Origin of the sequence: Pseudomonas sp. Bc-h (assembly GCF_002080045.1) — a bacterium.
Lineage (GTDB): Bacteria > Pseudomonadota > Gammaproteobacteria > Pseudomonadales > Pseudomonadaceae > Aquipseudomonas.
In genome coordinates, this window is record NZ_MUIN01000006.1 from 423,305 (window position 1) to 438,175 (window position 14,871).

14 protein-coding genes are annotated in these 14,871 nt (G+C 53.9%); 4 read left to right on the top strand and 10 right to left on the bottom strand.

Translation table 11 applies throughout. The annotated features are described in order from the left end of the window. Positions 1 to 177 precede the first annotated feature (177 nt). From BWR59_RS12510 to BWR59_RS12540, 7 genes are all read right to left on the bottom strand, one after another. Positions 178 to 375, bottom strand: a complete 198-nt coding sequence (locus BWR59_RS12510; RefSeq protein WP_081565937.1) for a hypothetical protein — start codon at positions 373 to 375, stop codon at positions 178 to 180. A 510-nt stretch (positions 376 to 885) separates the two neighbouring features. Further along, entirely contained in the window at positions 886 to 1,359 is a 474-nt protein-coding gene (locus BWR59_RS12515; RefSeq protein WP_081565938.1) for a hypothetical protein, read from the bottom strand. 45 nt (positions 1,360 to 1,404) lie between these two features. Next, on the bottom strand, positions 1,405 to 1,626 hold the full coding sequence (locus BWR59_RS12520; protein WP_081565939.1) for a hypothetical protein: 222 nt from the start codon (positions 1,624 to 1,626) through the stop codon (positions 1,405 to 1,407). 145 nt (positions 1,627 to 1,771) lie between these two features. Beyond that, positions 1,772 to 3,184: a hypothetical protein gene (locus BWR59_RS31955; RefSeq protein ID WP_143490817.1), complete on the bottom strand. Its 1,413-nt coding sequence runs from the start codon at positions 3,182 to 3,184 to the stop codon at positions 1,772 to 1,774. Next, on the bottom strand, positions 3,147 to 3,425 hold the full coding sequence (locus BWR59_RS32380; RefSeq protein ID WP_168184481.1) for a hypothetical protein: 279 nt from the start codon (positions 3,423 to 3,425) through the stop codon (positions 3,147 to 3,149). The genes BWR59_RS31955 and BWR59_RS32380 overlap by 38 nt, the downstream gene beginning before the upstream one ends. 25 nt (positions 3,426 to 3,450) lie before the next feature. Next, positions 3,451 to 3,705, bottom strand: a complete 255-nt coding sequence (locus tag BWR59_RS31960; RefSeq protein ID WP_143490818.1) for a hypothetical protein — start codon at positions 3,703 to 3,705, stop codon at positions 3,451 to 3,453. Between the two features lie 296 nt (positions 3,706 to 4,001). Further along, positions 4,002 to 5,537: a DUF6538 domain-containing protein gene (locus tag BWR59_RS12540; protein WP_081565943.1), complete on the bottom strand. Its 1,536-nt coding sequence runs from the start codon at positions 5,535 to 5,537 to the stop codon at positions 4,002 to 4,004. A 216-nt stretch (positions 5,538 to 5,753) separates the two neighbouring features. On the opposite strand from BWR59_RS12540, the gene BWR59_RS12545 reads away from it, so the two are divergent. Then, on the top strand, positions 5,754 to 6,170 hold the full coding sequence (locus BWR59_RS12545) for a DUF86 domain-containing protein (protein WP_081565944.1): 417 nt from the start codon (positions 5,754 to 5,756) through the stop codon (positions 6,168 to 6,170). 60 nt (positions 6,171 to 6,230) lie between these two features. Here the strand turns inward: BWR59_RS12545 and BWR59_RS12550 are convergent, their stop codons facing one another. Together BWR59_RS12550 and BWR59_RS12555 are read right to left on the bottom strand one after the other, a co-directional pair. After that, on the bottom strand, positions 6,231 to 7,469 hold the full coding sequence (locus BWR59_RS12550; RefSeq protein ID WP_081565945.1) for a saccharopine dehydrogenase family protein: 1,239 nt from the start codon (positions 7,467 to 7,469) through the stop codon (positions 6,231 to 6,233). 26 nt (positions 7,470 to 7,495) lie between these two features. After that, a complete protein-coding gene (locus tag BWR59_RS12555) occupies positions 7,496 to 8,593 on the bottom strand; it encodes a carboxynorspermidine decarboxylase (protein WP_081565946.1) in 1,098 nt (365 codons plus the stop codon). A 338-nt stretch (positions 8,594 to 8,931) separates the two neighbouring features. Here BWR59_RS12555 and BWR59_RS12560 point away from each other — a divergent pair, with 338 nt between their 5' ends. Beyond that, positions 8,932 to 9,714: an SDR family oxidoreductase gene (locus BWR59_RS12560; protein WP_218191190.1), complete on the top strand. Its 783-nt coding sequence runs from the start codon at positions 8,932 to 8,934 to the stop codon at positions 9,712 to 9,714. A gap of 41 nt (positions 9,715 to 9,755) precedes the next feature. On the opposite strand, the gene BWR59_RS12565 is transcribed toward BWR59_RS12560, so the two are convergent. Then, positions 9,756 to 10,718 carry a 3-hydroxyacyl-CoA dehydrogenase gene (locus tag BWR59_RS12565; protein WP_081565947.1) on the bottom strand — a complete coding sequence of 321 codons (963 nt, stop codon included), beginning with the start codon at positions 10,716 to 10,718 and terminating at the stop codon, positions 9,756 to 9,758. Between the two features lie 385 nt (positions 10,719 to 11,103). Here BWR59_RS12565 and BWR59_RS12570 point away from each other — a divergent pair, with 385 nt between their 5' ends. Next, entirely contained in the window at positions 11,104 to 12,792 is a 1,689-nt protein-coding gene (locus tag BWR59_RS12570; RefSeq protein ID WP_081565948.1) for an NAD-dependent malic enzyme, read from the top strand. A gap of 208 nt (positions 12,793 to 13,000) precedes the next feature. After that, positions 13,001 to 14,671, top strand: coding sequence for a GMC family oxidoreductase N-terminal domain-containing protein (locus tag BWR59_RS12575; RefSeq protein WP_081565949.1), 1,671 nt, complete (start codon positions 13,001 to 13,003; stop codon positions 14,669 to 14,671). The last annotated feature ends 200 nt before the right edge of the window (positions 14,672 to 14,871 follow it).

A 14,871-nucleotide genomic window follows, 5' to 3' on the forward strand; every position in this document is an offset into this window, starting at 1 on the left:
CATCTGGCTGGTGTGAATCCATATTAACATATCGCTGTCGCTCGTCAAAGGAGTGTTAACATGACAGCAAATACTTTTTACCCTATTGCATTATTTATTGGAGTGTGATGTGCACGAATGTACTGGTGATAGGAGCAGCCTTTGGTGATCAGGCGTGGGCTGCGTGGGCGGTGGTGATTAGAGGATTAGCTGCTCTCGGCCATTTGCGGTGACTTCCAATGCCCCATAACTATTACCATCTCTGAGGTTTGAAGTGATGATTCCCTTAACAAAGCCATAACTGATAAGTCGGCGGCATGTTTCGTACTCCTCGCCCTTGGCGGCTTTCTGCCCACCATAGATCGCTTGGAGTAGTTGCATTTCGACATTGGTCATATTTTCATTCCTTGGTTGCCGTACCTCAAGGTGGGTACGAAACGAAGATTCCATGGAGGGAAGCAGTGAAGCAAATTAATCCGACGAGTGGCTGTTTACAACAAGCTATAACAAGTGTATGCAACCTTTTTGCTGCATTTGCTTGTATTTGCTTTAACCCGAAGGGAATCTTTGGAGAAAGTGACGACTGTGCTTAACCGGAATCGCTCAGACGTCAGTAAAAATCAGCCCTTTAGCGGTATTTGCACAGTAGGCTGTCACATGAATGACCAGGAATGCACCTGATACAGACTGTGTTGAGACACCTGATTCAATCCTGTTTTGCTTTATTACTTATGAAGGCCATGGTGATGGTTATCACTTGATTCTGACCATTTTATCTACAGTGTAAAGATTGTAGATGCAGAAAAGCCCCTGAATGCTGTTAGGCATGCAAGGGCTTAGATGTTTTGGGTAACATTATGATCAAGCTCAGATTTGATTATAGAGGCTTGCAGGTGGTGTTTCGGATTACTCAGGCACCACAACTTGAATGCCAAAAGCATCATCAATTTCTTTTTGCACCTCAGCATTCAACTTTGCTTTCTTGTCTGCAATCTTCTTCTGCTCAGCCAATTCCGCCTTTTCTAGCAATTGCAGCCTAAGCAGTTCGCGGTACTCTGTGAGTTCTGATTGCAACTCATCAATATACTCTTGCTTTACTCGCTCATCAATCGCTTCTAGTTCAACTACCTGAACTGAATCAGGCTTGACCATATGCGCGTGATACGACATAGGCGATGTACTAATTGGGTACTTGCTCGAAAGGGTATAGCCAGCGTTATTCAATTCGATTACCTTTGTTAAAAAGCCGAAGGCAATTTCATCATGAACTGGTGTGCAGCACTGGGCTGTATTCCGATACATATGGTGATAACCTGCCTGACGCTGTTTCAATTGAGATTGGTCAAACTTCCGAGGGGCACCCTTGATTGTGATAGTCATTCTATTATTTCCTTCTGTAATTAGTTGTGATGTTTGTTGCTGTTATTAATCTTTCCGCCTAGCAATAAAATCAATCATCTTGCGTGTGATGGTCGACTTGTATTGTTCTATATCAGTTTGCTCAACCGTAGGTGACTGTACAGCCTCTACAGTTGACTCATTGATACAGCTGCTCTTCTCAACTGGCTTGAGTGCTTTCTGCATAGCCTGTCGTTCAGCTGCTCGTATGAAGCGTCTGATGAAAGGGTCGTCATTATTTGTGCTCATTTATGTTTATCCTTCTATGTGGTGTTTTGACGTTGTGGTTTCTGTCTCAATCAGACAGAGAATTCATACTCTCAAATAAGCTGTAGCCCATATAGAATCGGCCTTTGAGGCATGTAGCCATCCAAGTGTACGTACTACCTCTGTGTTAGAACTCGCACTCTCTCATCCATGCCGGTACAGGTTTAGGCGGTACATACACTGGCTCTTGGAATGTGACAAGATTCGGGTTAGGCTCGTAATCATCCTCGACTTCGTAATGAGTGGTTGAGTAGTCCAACGGACCATCACACTGTTCTATGTTGAAGCTGGCGAACATTGCTTCTTCACATGCAGCTTCTTCTGCTTTTGCAATCTCATCTGCCAGCATGTACTTGTCAACTAGGCCGAGAGATATGATTGCATTCTTGATCACAGGTACTTGTTTAACAAGCTGGCTGTAGTCTTCTGCATAGTGGTTCTGAATGGCACTGTCAGACTCACTGTAGTCCGGTGTGAGAGACGTTACGTTCAAATACTTACTCAGTGTATTCTTTACCATCTTGCGGTCAACCTGTTGGCCTTGTAGCGTGTCGAAAGCTTGAAAGCCTATGAAGTCACGGAATGTTGATTCGCTCGTATCCATGCGTAGCTCTAATGGGTTCCAGTGAACACCATATGGATTTGTAAGTACACTTGATAGTCCATCTTGATCTTGTTGGCGACTCAAGAAGGCAATTGCAACTTGTAGTACTGGTATCATGAATGTGATGTCATCTTTGTGCTGACCATCTGGCAATTGCCCTGACAATCGGCGGCATTCTTCTAACATTACGATGAATGATCGCTTAGTTGCATAGCCAAATGTAAATACTGGTTTGTCTTCTATCTTTGTTTTGATTGCCTGTAACTCATACATTGACATTGTTTCAAGTTTGCTCAGTGGCAATGTATTATCAGGATCGTTTTGGAATACCCATTTAGCCAAACTGTAACGCCGACTTATGTTGACTGGGTGTTCTTTGGCATAGTCGATCAATACCTTACCAAGGTATCCGACTACTTTATCCAAGACAACGCGATCACTGGTTTTGTCGGTTACTTTCCACTTTGCTTTCAGTTGTTTCTTTGGGATGCACAATCCTTTGTCTTTGTAACTATTGTTGCTGTGTGCTTGGTTATGGAATGCAGTGCCAATAAACAGGTTAAGGTGATGTAACAGTCCTACTGTGTCTTTACCATTTACTGGGGATATATGACAAAGGTGGTATTGAGACTTCTTCGTCTCACTGTTGTACCCGTATGTTTTATACTTGGCGTTACGTACTGCGAACAATTCAACAAGGTCTACACCTTGCAGACATTCGACTGTACCTGCTCGTTTGCATTCTTTGGCAACCCATCGCCATTCATCTGACAGTGCAAGTTTCAATACTCGATTTTCAGCAACTGTCTGACGACGGTCTTTCTTGACCTTGGTGTAGGATGTTGCACGACAGTTGGGGCAATACTTCGCTCTGATATGACTGGTGTTGAATTCTGCTTTACATGTTACGCACTGTTTTACTCGATTGACTGCCATGGATATCCTCACTTAGGGACTTAGGGTTGTTTGCATTCTTGTTCGCATTCTTGAATAACTTGTTGAAGGTTGATGAGATCATCACCTGCACGGTATGTGTCGGGTTCACGTAGCCTGTCTTATCCATGATTGCGATAAGCTGTTCTACTGCTTCCGGATTAAGTCTAATCTTCACTTTTGACACTCCTGTTTGTGGCTGTACGCCACGTAGAATAAGGGTTTGAGCAATGTTGCCAGTCATGCGTACGTACTACCTAGCGTTACGATCAACCGCTGATAGTGGTGGTGATATGTGAACCAGTTGAACGGTTGATAATGTAGCTCGCCACTGTTACACCGTGCTTGTCAGCGGCAGCTTTGATTGCTTCAAAGTGGGAGACGCTGAAAGCGAGCTTCACAGGGACGACCACTTCTTTATTTGCTCGCCACCTGATTCCGCGACAGGTTGAGCCACAAGAAACAGCGTCAATACGATAACCAGACAGCGGTTTATTACAGGTCGAGCATTGTTTTACAAGCATAAGTTATCGCTCCATTTTAGAGTTGGTGTTAAGAGTTGAGGTATGTGTTGTGTATCAGGCAATAAAAAACCGCACTGGTTTGAGAGTGCGGCTTCTAAAGTTTGGCGGAGAAGGGCTAACACCTGCTGACTAGGAAGGAAGGCTAGGCAGTAGGGGACATGGGCGGTGGTAGGCTTCCCTCTCCTTGTGTTCGCCATTATAGCAAACGATTCGCATTTCTGTCAATACCGGGACCTATATTTCTCTTTCTTGTCAAGCATTTTGCTGACTTATTTTCGGGAGGTTCAAGCTCAAGGTCAATCAGTCGGGGGCTGGGAGATTGATGCTGAGAAGCTAAATGACAGGTGGGAAAGTGCGTCAAGCTTTTGCCTAGGGCTAGCACCCTCGTCGTAAACGTCGAACGTTACCAATCCGGTTTCATGACCAACGATGTTCGCGACGGTAGGACCGGGTACTCCGCCCCGCAGCAGGAGGGTGACTACCATCTTCCGCACGCTGTGAAATACGTGGTGTTTTCCGAAACCCTGTGCTGTTTTCAATCTACCGAATGCCTTACTGAGGGAGTCGGATCGAATCCCGTACTTGTTTCCGGCTGAGCTTGGTAGGAGGAACCCTTCTGTACTATTAGTAATCAGGCGTTCTACCGTGGTCGACAGGGATGGATGAACAGGTATTTCTCTGATGCCAGCAGCAGTCTTACTGTCGTCAATTTTGAAACTCAGAACACCTTCGACCTTTACCACCGATTCTCCGCGAAGCTGTGCCAGCTCCTCAATACGGCAGCCGGTGTAGGTACCCAGCAAAATCAAGTCACACAGCATCTGGTTGCCGCCTGCTTGGGCGACCCTGTAAAGGCTTTCAATCTGCTCTGGGGTGAACGCCTTCCGGGCTGCATCTGCCTTGGCTTTACCACGCACCTTGGGAAGTTCTTGGCCTTTGAATGGGTTGTCTAGACCCAGGTACAACTCTTGCCAGCGCGCATCATTCTTCGTTACCCACCGCCAGAACGTCGAACCTGCTAACAAGTATTGAGCTTTGGTTTTGCTCGACAGGTTGAGGGTTTCCAGCCACGCGGCAATGGTTGCACTGGTCAGCGATGTACCTTGATCACGGAGGTAACCAGACAGCTTGATGAGCTTCGCTTCCTGCTGATCAATGGTCTTGGCCGCGATACCATCTTTCACCCGGTACGCTCGGAATTGTTCCAGACGACGGTCTGTAATAGGTGAGACAGGTTTGTAGGTTGTTGGGTTCTGAATCAGTTCACGAGCTTCCGTCAACTCAAGAGGAGAAAGCTTATGTTTGTACTCAGCGAGCAGAACCATGATGTCGCGAGTGAGTGATGCGGTTCGCTTCACAGCATCGATGGGTGTGGGTGGGTCTGATTCAAAAGTTTCCTGCATAAGTCTTAAAAGCTCGGTTTTGCCTTTCTGTCCCAAATGCTCAGCATCCGACTCTAGACCTTGCTTGGACAGTTCGCTCTTGAACATACGATTGTACTGAGTGCTCGTGAGTCCTGAGCGTATGGGTGGATTCTTGATAGCGTCTAGCAAGCGTGCATCTATCTGGTGCTCCAGCGTCAGACCTCTATCTGCCAGTTCGGGACGCCACTGGTCACGCACGATGAGCTTTTCTTCCTTCGCTGCCGCAATCTGAGCTTTCCACTGAGCAAGGATTGGCAGGCGTCTATCCATCGCTTCCGATTTGTTGCTGGTGCCGGTAGTCTTGATCAGCTTGGCACGTCCACCGAACGCATGACGCACGTCTGCTGGGACAGCCATACGAACATACCAAGTGCTTTCGCCGGGTTTCTGTACAAGGTGGGTTGCCATATCGACTGGTCTCTATTTTGACCACTCAATTTGACCACTCAATGGGCTGAAAGCCAAGAGGTAGCGTAGTTTCTGGGCTGTAGCGGTGAAATAAGAGAGTCCCTATCTCTCCGCCATTACAAATAAAGCCCCAGAAGTTATGCTTCTGGGGCTTTTTTGTTTGTTGGGCACTCAGCGCGATGTTGAAGTTGTCCCAAAGTGCTAATGGAAGGATTCATGGCAGATGACCTACTGATAATCAAAGCAGCATCGATCAAGCGTTGTGTGGTTAGGGCACGAGAGGAATATGACAAGGCCCCGTCGACCTTTGCGACCGACCTTACTCGCCAAGACGCAGCCATTCTGAATATTTTGAGAGCCTGTGCCGCCGCTCTGGACATGGGTCAGCACCTCATCCGCCGGGAAAGACTGGGAGTACCTCAAAGCGCGCGGGATGTGTTTGAGTTGTTGTGCAGGGGAGGGTGGCTCGAAGCTTCCTTACTCACGACCATGAAGAATATGGTCGGCTTCCGGAATATCGCCGTTCATGAGTATCAGACATTGCAACTGCCGATCACGGTGGCGATCATCACGCAGCATCTAGGCGACTTTTTGCGTTTCAGTTCGTTCGTGCTGACGCGGGATGCGGTCTGAAATCTTCGTAAATCGGATCAAAACCAGGTGCGCCCGTCAGAGCGCACCGGTCATCAAGGCCTACTCGTCCCAGGGACGGTCGCCGTTTTCGTCCTTGATACGCGTGGGCAGGCCCATCACATCAAGTGCTTTCAGGAATGCCTGGGCAGGCAGTTCCTCGACGTTGACCATGCGCTTCACATCCCACTCGCCGCGGGCGACCAGCAGGGCGGCTGCGACCGGTGGTACGCCAGCGGTGTAGGAGATGCCCTGGCTGTCGGTTTCGGCGAAGGCTTCTTCGTGGTCAGCGACGTTGTAGATGAACACCTCGCGCGGCTTGCCATCTTTGGTGCCTTTGACCAGATCGCCGATGCAGGTCTTGCCCACATAGCCTGGCGCTAGCGAGGCTGGGTCCGGCAGTACGGCCTTGACCACTTTGAGCGGCACGATCTCGACGCCTTCGGCGGTTTTGACCGGTTGCTCGGAGAGCAGGCCGAGGTTCTTCAGCACGGTGAACACGTTGATGTAGTGCGCGCCGAAGCTCATCCAGAAGCGCACGTTGGGCACGTCGAGATTCTTCGAAATCGAGTGCACTTCATCGTGGCCGGTAAGGTAGAGGTCCTGCGAACCCACGACTGGCAGGTCGTCGGTGCGTTTGACTTCGAACATGGTGTTGCTGGTCCACTGGCTGTTCTGCCAGCTCCACACCTGTCCGGTGAATTCGCGGAAGTTGATTTCCGGGTCGAAATTGGTGGCGAAATATTTGCCATGTGAGCCGGCATTGACGTCGAGGATGTCGATCGAATCAATGCGGTCGAAATACTGTTGTTGCGCCAGCGCCGCGTAGGCGTTGACCACGCCCGGATCGAAGCCGATGCCGAGGATGGCAGTGACGTTCTTCTGCTGGCATTCCTCGAGGTGTTTCCACTCGTAGTTGCCATACCAGGGCGGCGTTTCGCAGACCTTGCCCGGCTCTTCGTGGATAGCGGTATCCAGGTAAGCCACGCCGGTGTCGATGCAGGCGCGCAGCACGGACATGTTGAGGAATGACGAACCGACGTTGATGACGATCTGCGATTCGGTTTCCAGAATCAGCGCCTTGGTCGCTTCGATATCCAGTGCGTTCAGCGCGAAAGCCTTGATTTCAGCAGGCTGCTTGAGGCTGCCCTTGGCTTTGACGCTGTCGATGATGGCCTGGCACTTGGAGATGTTGCGCGACGCGATAGCAATACGACCGAGTTCGTCGTTGTGCTGCGCGCACTTGTGGGCCACCACCTTGGCGACACCTCCTGCACCAATGATAAGAACGTTCTTCTTCAATTTCTTTCTCTCTCCTTTCCGCCAGCTTACGAGAGGCTGGACAGGTAATCGTCGAAACCAAACTCACGAACCACCTCGACTGTACCGTCGAGTTGTTTCACTGCGATGGACGGCATTTTCAGGCCGTTGAACCAGTTTTTCTTGACCATGGTGTAGCCCGCTGCGTCCACGAACGACAGCCGATCGCCGATAGCCAGCGGACGATCGAATGGGTATTCCCCGAAAATATCCCCTGCCAGGCAGGACTTACCGCACACCATGTAAGTATGGTCGCCTTCGCTGGGGGCCAGCTTGGCGTCGAGGCGGTAGATCAGCAGGTCGAGCATGTGTGCTTCGATGGAGCTGTCGACCACGGCCAGGTGTTTGCCGTTGTAGAGGGTGTCGAGAACGGTCACTTCCAGCGAGGCGCTTTGGGTGATTGCCGCTTCGCCCGGCTCCAGGTACACCTGCACGCCGTATTTCTGCGAAAAGGCTTTGAGACGAGCGCAGAACGCGTCCAGTGGATAGCCTTCGCCGGTGAAGTGAATGCCGCCACCGAGGCTGACCCACTCGACCTTGTGCAGCAGGGCGCCGAAACGCTCTTCGATGGTCGACAGCATCTTGTCGAACAGGCTGAAATCACCGTTCTCACAGTTGTTGTGGAACATGAAGCCGGAAATCTGCTCGATCACTTTCTCGATCTTTTCCGGGTCCCACTCGCCCAGACGGCTGAACGGACGCGCCGGGTCGGCCAGCAGGTAATCTGAGCTGCTGACCTGCGGGTTGACGCGCAGGCCGCGCACTTTGTCCGCGCAGGCAGGGGCGTGACGCTCCAGCTGGCTGATGGAGTTGAAGATGATCTTGTCGCAGTTTTCGAGCATCTCTTCGATCTCGTCATCTGCCCAGGCGACGCTGTACGCGTGCGTTTCGCCTACGAATTTCTGGCGGCCCAGTTTCAGCTCATAAAGAGAAGAGGAGGTGGTCCCGTCCATGTATTGCTGCATCAGGTCGAACACCGACCAGGTGGCGAAACACTTGAGCGCCAGCAGGGCTTTCGCACCGGAGTTTTCGCGCATATAGGCGATCTTTTCCATGTTGCGAAGCAGCTTTTGTTTGTCGATGAGGTAGTACGGCGTTTTGATCATTTCGTGGCCTCCAGCAATGCCAGCCGAAAAAGGACGGGGATTGTGCCTTCACTCGCAGGGGATCGAAAGAGTGAAACCGACTTTTTGCTGGCAAATGCGACGTTCGTGACTTAATTGACTCACTGCTGAAACATTTTGTGCTCATTGGCGCGCCGGTAGGGCGGTTCCGCTCACGACATTCTCACTTCTTCATTGCATTTGCTGGCGTACGCCCGGGCCGGGAGCAATCGGATGCTCAAGGCTGATCGCTCGCCCTATCCAACGCCGGGCCTGTCTTTTATGATCCGGATGAATACGTATGCACTCATAACGCTAATAAACTGCCTTGGGAGGAAATGATGGCGAACGAGTACGAAAATCTGGGGATGCCCTCGTTTCGGCTGGATGGCAAGGTGGCGCTGATCACGGGCGCAGGCACCGGAATCGGGGCCGGTGTGGCGTTGGCCTTCAGTGCCGCGGGCGCTGATGTGGTGCTCGTTGGCCGCACGCAGGGCAATCTGGATCAGGTCGCCGAGGTCATTCGCGCCAGAGGCGGCAACGTCAAGACGCGTGTCTGTGATGTCACGGACAGCGCCGAAATTCGCGCGCTGATCGGCGATATCTCCAGGCTGGATATTCTGGTGAACAACGCCGGTACCAACTTCCCTGAGCCGATGCTTGAAGTCAGCGACGAGCATCTGGATGCAATGATCGCTCTCAACGTCAGAGCCTGTTTCGTGACCGCCCAGGCGGCAGTGCGCAAGATGCTGACCAATACCGGGACCGACGCGGGTGTGATCATCAATGTCTCGTCACAGATGGGCCATGTCGGCTCGCCGAATCGCACCGTGTACTGCATGACCAAACATGCGGTGGAGGGGCTTACCAAAGCCATGGCCGTGGAACTTGCCGACCAGGGCATTCGGGTGAACACCCTCTGCCCGACGTTTGTCGACACGCCGATGGTGCGCAAGATCGTGGACACTCCTGAGAAAGAAGCGTTTCTGGTCTCGAAAATCCCGATGGGGCATATGGCGAAAATGGAGGACGTGGTTGGCGCTGCCCTTTATCTGGCCGGGCCTTCGGCGAGGATGGTCACGGGTACATCGTTGAAAGTGGACGGAGGTTGGACCGCTCAATAAGGCCACAGCCACCCCTCTGCCAAAAGGGGTGGCTGCGAACGTCACTCACGCTCGAAGGTGCGACGCTGGGCGCTGAAGGCCATGAGCGCGCGATCACGCCATGCCCGGCGCGCTTCAAGCTGATCATGCGGCAGAAATTCGCGACGCTGCGCTTCAACGTTGGCGATCAGCTCGGGGCTCCACTCTTGTGCGTGGGAACGCGAGTCGGCGATGCCTCTGTAAAGCGGACCAAGACGTTGCGCGTAGTCGGCCACACCACCTACTGCGTTCAGGTCGATGGTTTCGAACGGCCCCATGAACGACCAGCGCCAACCCAGCCCGTCACGCACGGTCTTGTCGATGTCTTCGCAACTGGCGACGCCTTCTTCCACCAACGCCCAGGCTTCGCGCAGCAGCACCGCTTGCAGGCGATTGAGTACGAAGCCATCGACCTCTTTGCGCACATGCACCACGCTCTGACCCACGGCCTCCATCAGTGCTGTTGTGAACTCGACGACCTGCGGCGCGGTTTCAGGAGAGGGAACGATTTCAACCACGGGCACCAGGTAGGGCGGGTTCACGGGGTGAGCGATGATGACCCTGGGTGTGATGCTCAGCCCAGACGCGAACACCGACGCAGGAATGCCCGATGTCGAGCTGCCGATAATCAGGTCAGGCGCGGCGACAGCTTCAAGCTCCAGCATAAGGGTGCGTTTGACGTCGGTGCGTTCCAGGATCGATTCCTGAACATAGATGGCGCCGTTCACGGCATCGGCCAGTGTGTCGCAGACTGTCAGGCGTGCCAGGATCACGTCAGCCGATTCGCTCAGCAAGCCGTGGGCCGTGAGGTCGGCAATCTGCCCTTTGATCAGTGGCACCGCTGCACTGGCAATCGCCGGATTGGCGTCGAAGATCCTTACGTTCAGCCCGGCTCTGGCGAATACCAGCGCCCATCCGGAACCGACCAGGCCCGCCCCCACGATTGCGATGGGACGGCCTTGGGTCAGGGTGTGGAGATCCTGCATCGTTGCTTACCTTTTTATGATTGTGCTGCCGGTATTGGCTGAGATGTATCGCTGATCATGGGCTATGAATGCGTATGCATCGAGTCTATTGGCTGGATTTCCTGAAGGTCAAGGTCCGTCAAGGGCACTGAACGGTCGCTGATGACGGCGGCGTTCCTGACAACACTTTCACTGTGCAGCCCCTTCTCGCTCCGCCATCATTGCGCAATCAAAGCAGTGACAAAATGTCGCAATCGCCTCGAGACGAGTAAGATAGGCACCCTGATTTTTCACCTCCCCATTTTCTTCGGACGGATCCTGCGTCGAGTGTCGTGAAAACCGACCTCCGGGGCATCCTTTCGATCACGAATTGACAGAGCAAACAGAGAAAAGGCGATCACTGAAAATGACCAAGACCTCGCGACCTTTATATATTTCCTACGCCGGCCCCTCGCTGCTGGAGATGCCGCTGCTTAACAAAGGCAGTGCATTCACTCCGCAGGAGCGTGTGGATTTCAACCTGATCGGCCTCTTGCCGCAGAACGTTGAAACCATCGAAGAGCAGGTCACTCGCGTCTACGACCAGTACAAGCAATGCGCGAGCGATCTGGACAAGCACATTTACCTGCGTTCGATTCAGGACAACAACGAAACGTTGTTCTTCCGCCTGCTGGATTCGCACCTGGAAGAGATGCTGCCGATCATCTACACCCCGACCGTGGGTCAGGCGTGCCAGGAATTTTCCAAGATCTACCGCACCCACCGCGGCCTGTTCATTTCCTATCCTGATCGCGACCGCATCGAAGATATCCTGCGCAGCGCGACGAAAGATCGCATCAAAATCATCGTGGTGACGGACAGCGAACGCATTCTGGGTCTGGGCGACCAAGGCATCGGCGGCATGGGCATCCCGATTGGCAAGCTGTCGCTGTACACCGCGTGTGGTGGCGTCAGCCCGGCCTACACCCTGCCAATCGTGCTGGACGTGGGTACCAACAACAAGGAACTGCTGGACGACCCGATGTACATGGGCTGGCGCCACGAGCGCGTCACCGGCAAGGAGTACGAGGACTTCATCGCGCTGTTCATCGAAGCCGTTCAGCGTCGCTGGCCGGACGTGCTGCTGCAGTTCGAAGACTTCGCCCAGACCAACGCCATGCCGTTGCTGGAGAAGTACCGCGACGAGCTGTGCTGCTTCAACGACGACATTCAGGGGACCGCTTCGGTGGCCGTGGGTACGTTGCTCGCGGCGTGCAAGGCCAAGAACGAAACCCTGGGCCAGCAACGCGTGGTGTTCCTGGGCGCCGGTTCCGCCGGTTGCGGGATTGCCGAACACATCATCGCCGCGATGGTGATCGAAGGTCTGAGCGAAACCGAAGCCCGCAAGCGCGTGATGATGGTCGATCGTTTCGGCCTGCTGACTGACAGCATGGACAACCTGCTGGACTTCCAGAAGAACCTGGCGCAGAAGGCCGGCGACGTAGCGGGCTGGTCGAGTGGCGAGGGTTACCCTGAGCTGCTGGACGTGGTCAGCAATGGCAAGCCGACCGTGCTGATCGGCGTGTCGGGCCAACGCGGCCTGTTCACCGAGCAGATCATCCGCGAAATGCACAAGCACTGCGCCAAGCCGCTGGTGATGCCGCTGTCCAACCCGACCTCGAAGGTCGAAGTCACGCCGCAGGAAGTCCTGACCTGGACCAACGGCGACGCGCTGGTGGCCACCGGTAGTCCGTTTGCACCGGTCACTGTGGGCGATCGTACGTTCCACATCGCCCAGTGCAATAACTCCTACATCTTCCCGGGCATCGGCCTGGGTGTGATCGCGGCGAAAGCCACGCGCATTACCGACAAGATGCTGATGGCCGCTTCCAACGCACTGGCTGAATGCTCGCCGATGGTGACCGGCAAGGGCGACGCAGTCCTGCCGCCGTTGAAGGAAATTCAGACCGTAAGCAAGAAGATCGCGCTGGCTGTCGCCAAACAGGCTCAGGAAGAAGGCGTGGCGCTGGAAACCACCGAAGAGATGCTGGTGGAAGCCATCGAGCGCAACTTCTGGATGCCGAACTACCGCAGCTATCGTCGTAGCGCCGTTTAAGCCGCACCGAAAAGCCGTGTGACCTCAGTCGCAGCACGGCTTGTCGGCGGTAGCGTTCTCAAGACCGACCGCCCGCAAGCCAGACTGCTACAGATGATCATCGCGTTACCAGAGACCGCCCCATGGAAACATGCGGCGGTCTTTTGTTTTGTGGCAAAAAACTTCAGGATGGGCCTTCACAAAAACAAAAAAGATCGACGAGGGACGCATGCAAACGGACAGTGTGCTCTATGACTACGTGATCGTTGGTGCGGGCCCCGCAGGCTGCCTGCTGGCCAATCGGCTGTCACATAATCCTTCTCATCGTGTTCTGCTGCTCGAAGCGGGCGGGCAGGACAACTACCCCTGGATTCACGTGCCAGTGGGGTATCTGTATTGCATTGGCAATCCGCGCACCGACTGGTGCTTCAAGACCGAATCCGAGCCAGGGCTGAACGGGCGTGCCCTGAACTATCCGCGCGGCAAGGTACTGGGCGGCTGTTCCTCGATCAACGGCATGATCTACATGCGCGGCCAGTCACGCGACTACGATGAATGGGCGGCGCAGGGCAACAAGGCTTGGGGTTGGCAGGATGTGCTGCCGGTCTTCAAACGTTCTGAAAGCCATTACGCGGGCGACTCCGACCTGCACGGGGCAAAAGGCGAATGGCGGGTAGAGCAACAGCGGCTGTCATGGGCCTTGCTCGATGCATTTCGAGAAGCCGCGGCCGAGACTGGCATTGCGTCTATTCCCGACTTCAACGGCGGCGATAATGAAGGCTGCAGCTATTTTCAGGTCAATCAGCGGCGAGGCGTGCGCTGGAATGCCTCGAAGGCGTTTTTGCGGCCAATTTCCAATCGCCCGAATTTGACCGTAATGACCAACGCGGAAGTCTCGCGAATCGAGTTTGAAAAGGGCCGTGCCAGTGCCGTCTTGGCCAAGGTCGGGCAGCAAGAGCAAACGCTGCGCGCCAAGCGCGAAATCATTCTGTGTTGCGGCTCTGTCGGCTCGCCCATGGTGCTGCAACGCTCCGGGATCGGCCCGCGCCCGTTGCTGGAAAAGCTCGGGATCGAAGTGCGTCACGAACTACCAGGAGTTGGCGCCAATTTGCAGGATCATTTGCAATTGCGTCTAATCTACAAGGTCAGCAATGGCCATACCTTGAACCAGATGGCCGGCAGTCTGTGGGGCAAGATGAATATGGGCCTGCGTTATGCCTTGAACCGCAGCGGGCCGCTGGCAATGGCGCCAAGCCAGTTGGGCGCATTTGCTCGCTCAGGCCCGGAGCAGGCCACCGCCAATCTCGAATATCACGTGCAGCCGTTGTCACTGGAACGCTTTGGCGAGCCGCTGCATGGCTTTCCTGCGTTTACCGCATCGGTCTGCGATCTGCGTCCGCAAAGCCGTGGAACGGTCGAGATCCGCTCGGCGCTGGCCGACGCAGCGCCGCTTATCAAGCCCAATTACCTGAGCCACGAAGCCGACCTCAAAGTCGCTGCCGACGCCATTCGCCTGACACGCCGCATCGCGGCCGCCCCCGCGCTCGCCAGCTTTGAACCGGTGGAGTATCTGCCGGGCGTGAGCCTGCAAACGGACGAGGAGTTGCGTCAGGCCGCCAGCAACATCGGCACCACGATTTTCCATCCCGTCGGCACCTGCAAGATGGGGCAGGGGCGCGATGCGGTAGTGGATGAACGGCTGCGGGTGCATGGGGTCATCGGCCTGCGCGTCGTGGACGCGTCGATCATGCCGACCATCACCTCCGGCAACACCTGCTCGCCCACCGTGATGATTGCCGAGAAGGCCGCGCAGATGATTATCGAGGATGCGAGAGCGGTCAATTCGACATCTGCGGTATGGGGTATGCCGGTTGTGTCGCAAGCCGCAGTTATCAACTGAAATGCCGCATGGTCATCTGAGTGAGCCTGGCAGCAAAGAGGCGCCAGCTCCTCAGCCGCCCAGACCTGGCTTTTGTTAGCAAGCACATTCCCATTAAAGGATCGTCTGCCATAACGATTTTTCCTACACTCAAATAAGCCCTTGTCAGACTTTTTGTTCTCATCCTTTTCACAAAAAATTGATGGCCAGCTGCCTAAAGT

What these genes read in the sequence shown, in the direction of transcription:
- BWR59_RS12560 (WP_218191190.1), top strand. Translation starts at nt 8,932, where the DNA reads ATGGCGAACGAGTACGAAAATCTGGGGATGCCCTCGTTTCGGCTGGAT.
- BWR59_RS12540 (WP_081565943.1), bottom strand. Translation starts at nt 5,537, where the DNA reads ATGGCAACCCACCTTGTACAGAAACCCGGCGAAAGCACTTGGTATGTT.
- BWR59_RS31955 (WP_143490817.1), bottom strand. Translation starts at nt 3,184, where the DNA reads ATGGCAGTCAATCGAGTAAAACAGTGCGTAACATGTAAAGCAGAATTC.
- BWR59_RS12510 (WP_081565937.1), bottom strand. Translation starts at nt 375, where the DNA reads ATGACCAATGTCGAAATGCAACTACTCCAAGCGATCTATGGTGGGCAG.
- BWR59_RS12545 (WP_081565944.1), top strand. Translation starts at nt 5,754, where the DNA reads ATGGCAGATGACCTACTGATAATCAAAGCAGCATCGATCAAGCGTTGT.
- BWR59_RS12575 (WP_081565949.1), top strand. Translation starts at nt 13,001, where the DNA reads ATGCAAACGGACAGTGTGCTCTATGACTACGTGATCGTTGGTGCGGGC.
- BWR59_RS12565 (WP_081565947.1), bottom strand. Translation starts at nt 10,718, where the DNA reads ATGCAGGATCTCCACACCCTGACCCAAGGCCGTCCCATCGCAATCGTG.
- BWR59_RS12515 (WP_081565938.1), bottom strand. Translation starts at nt 1,359, where the DNA reads ATGACTATCACAATCAAGGGTGCCCCTCGGAAGTTTGACCAATCTCAA.
- BWR59_RS12520 (WP_081565939.1), bottom strand. Translation starts at nt 1,626, where the DNA reads ATGAGCACAAATAATGACGACCCTTTCATCAGACGCTTCATACGAGCA.
- BWR59_RS12555 (WP_081565946.1), bottom strand. Translation starts at nt 8,593, where the DNA reads ATGATCAAAACGCCGTACTACCTCATCGACAAACAAAAGCTGCTTCGC.
- BWR59_RS12570 (WP_081565948.1), top strand. Translation starts at nt 11,104, where the DNA reads ATGACCAAGACCTCGCGACCTTTATATATTTCCTACGCCGGCCCCTCG.
- BWR59_RS32380 (WP_168184481.1), bottom strand. Translation starts at nt 3,425, where the DNA reads ATGACTGGCAACATTGCTCAAACCCTTATTCTACGTGGCGTACAGCCA.
- BWR59_RS31960 (WP_143490818.1), bottom strand. Translation starts at nt 3,705, where the DNA reads ATGCTTGTAAAACAATGCTCGACCTGTAATAAACCGCTGTCTGGTTAT.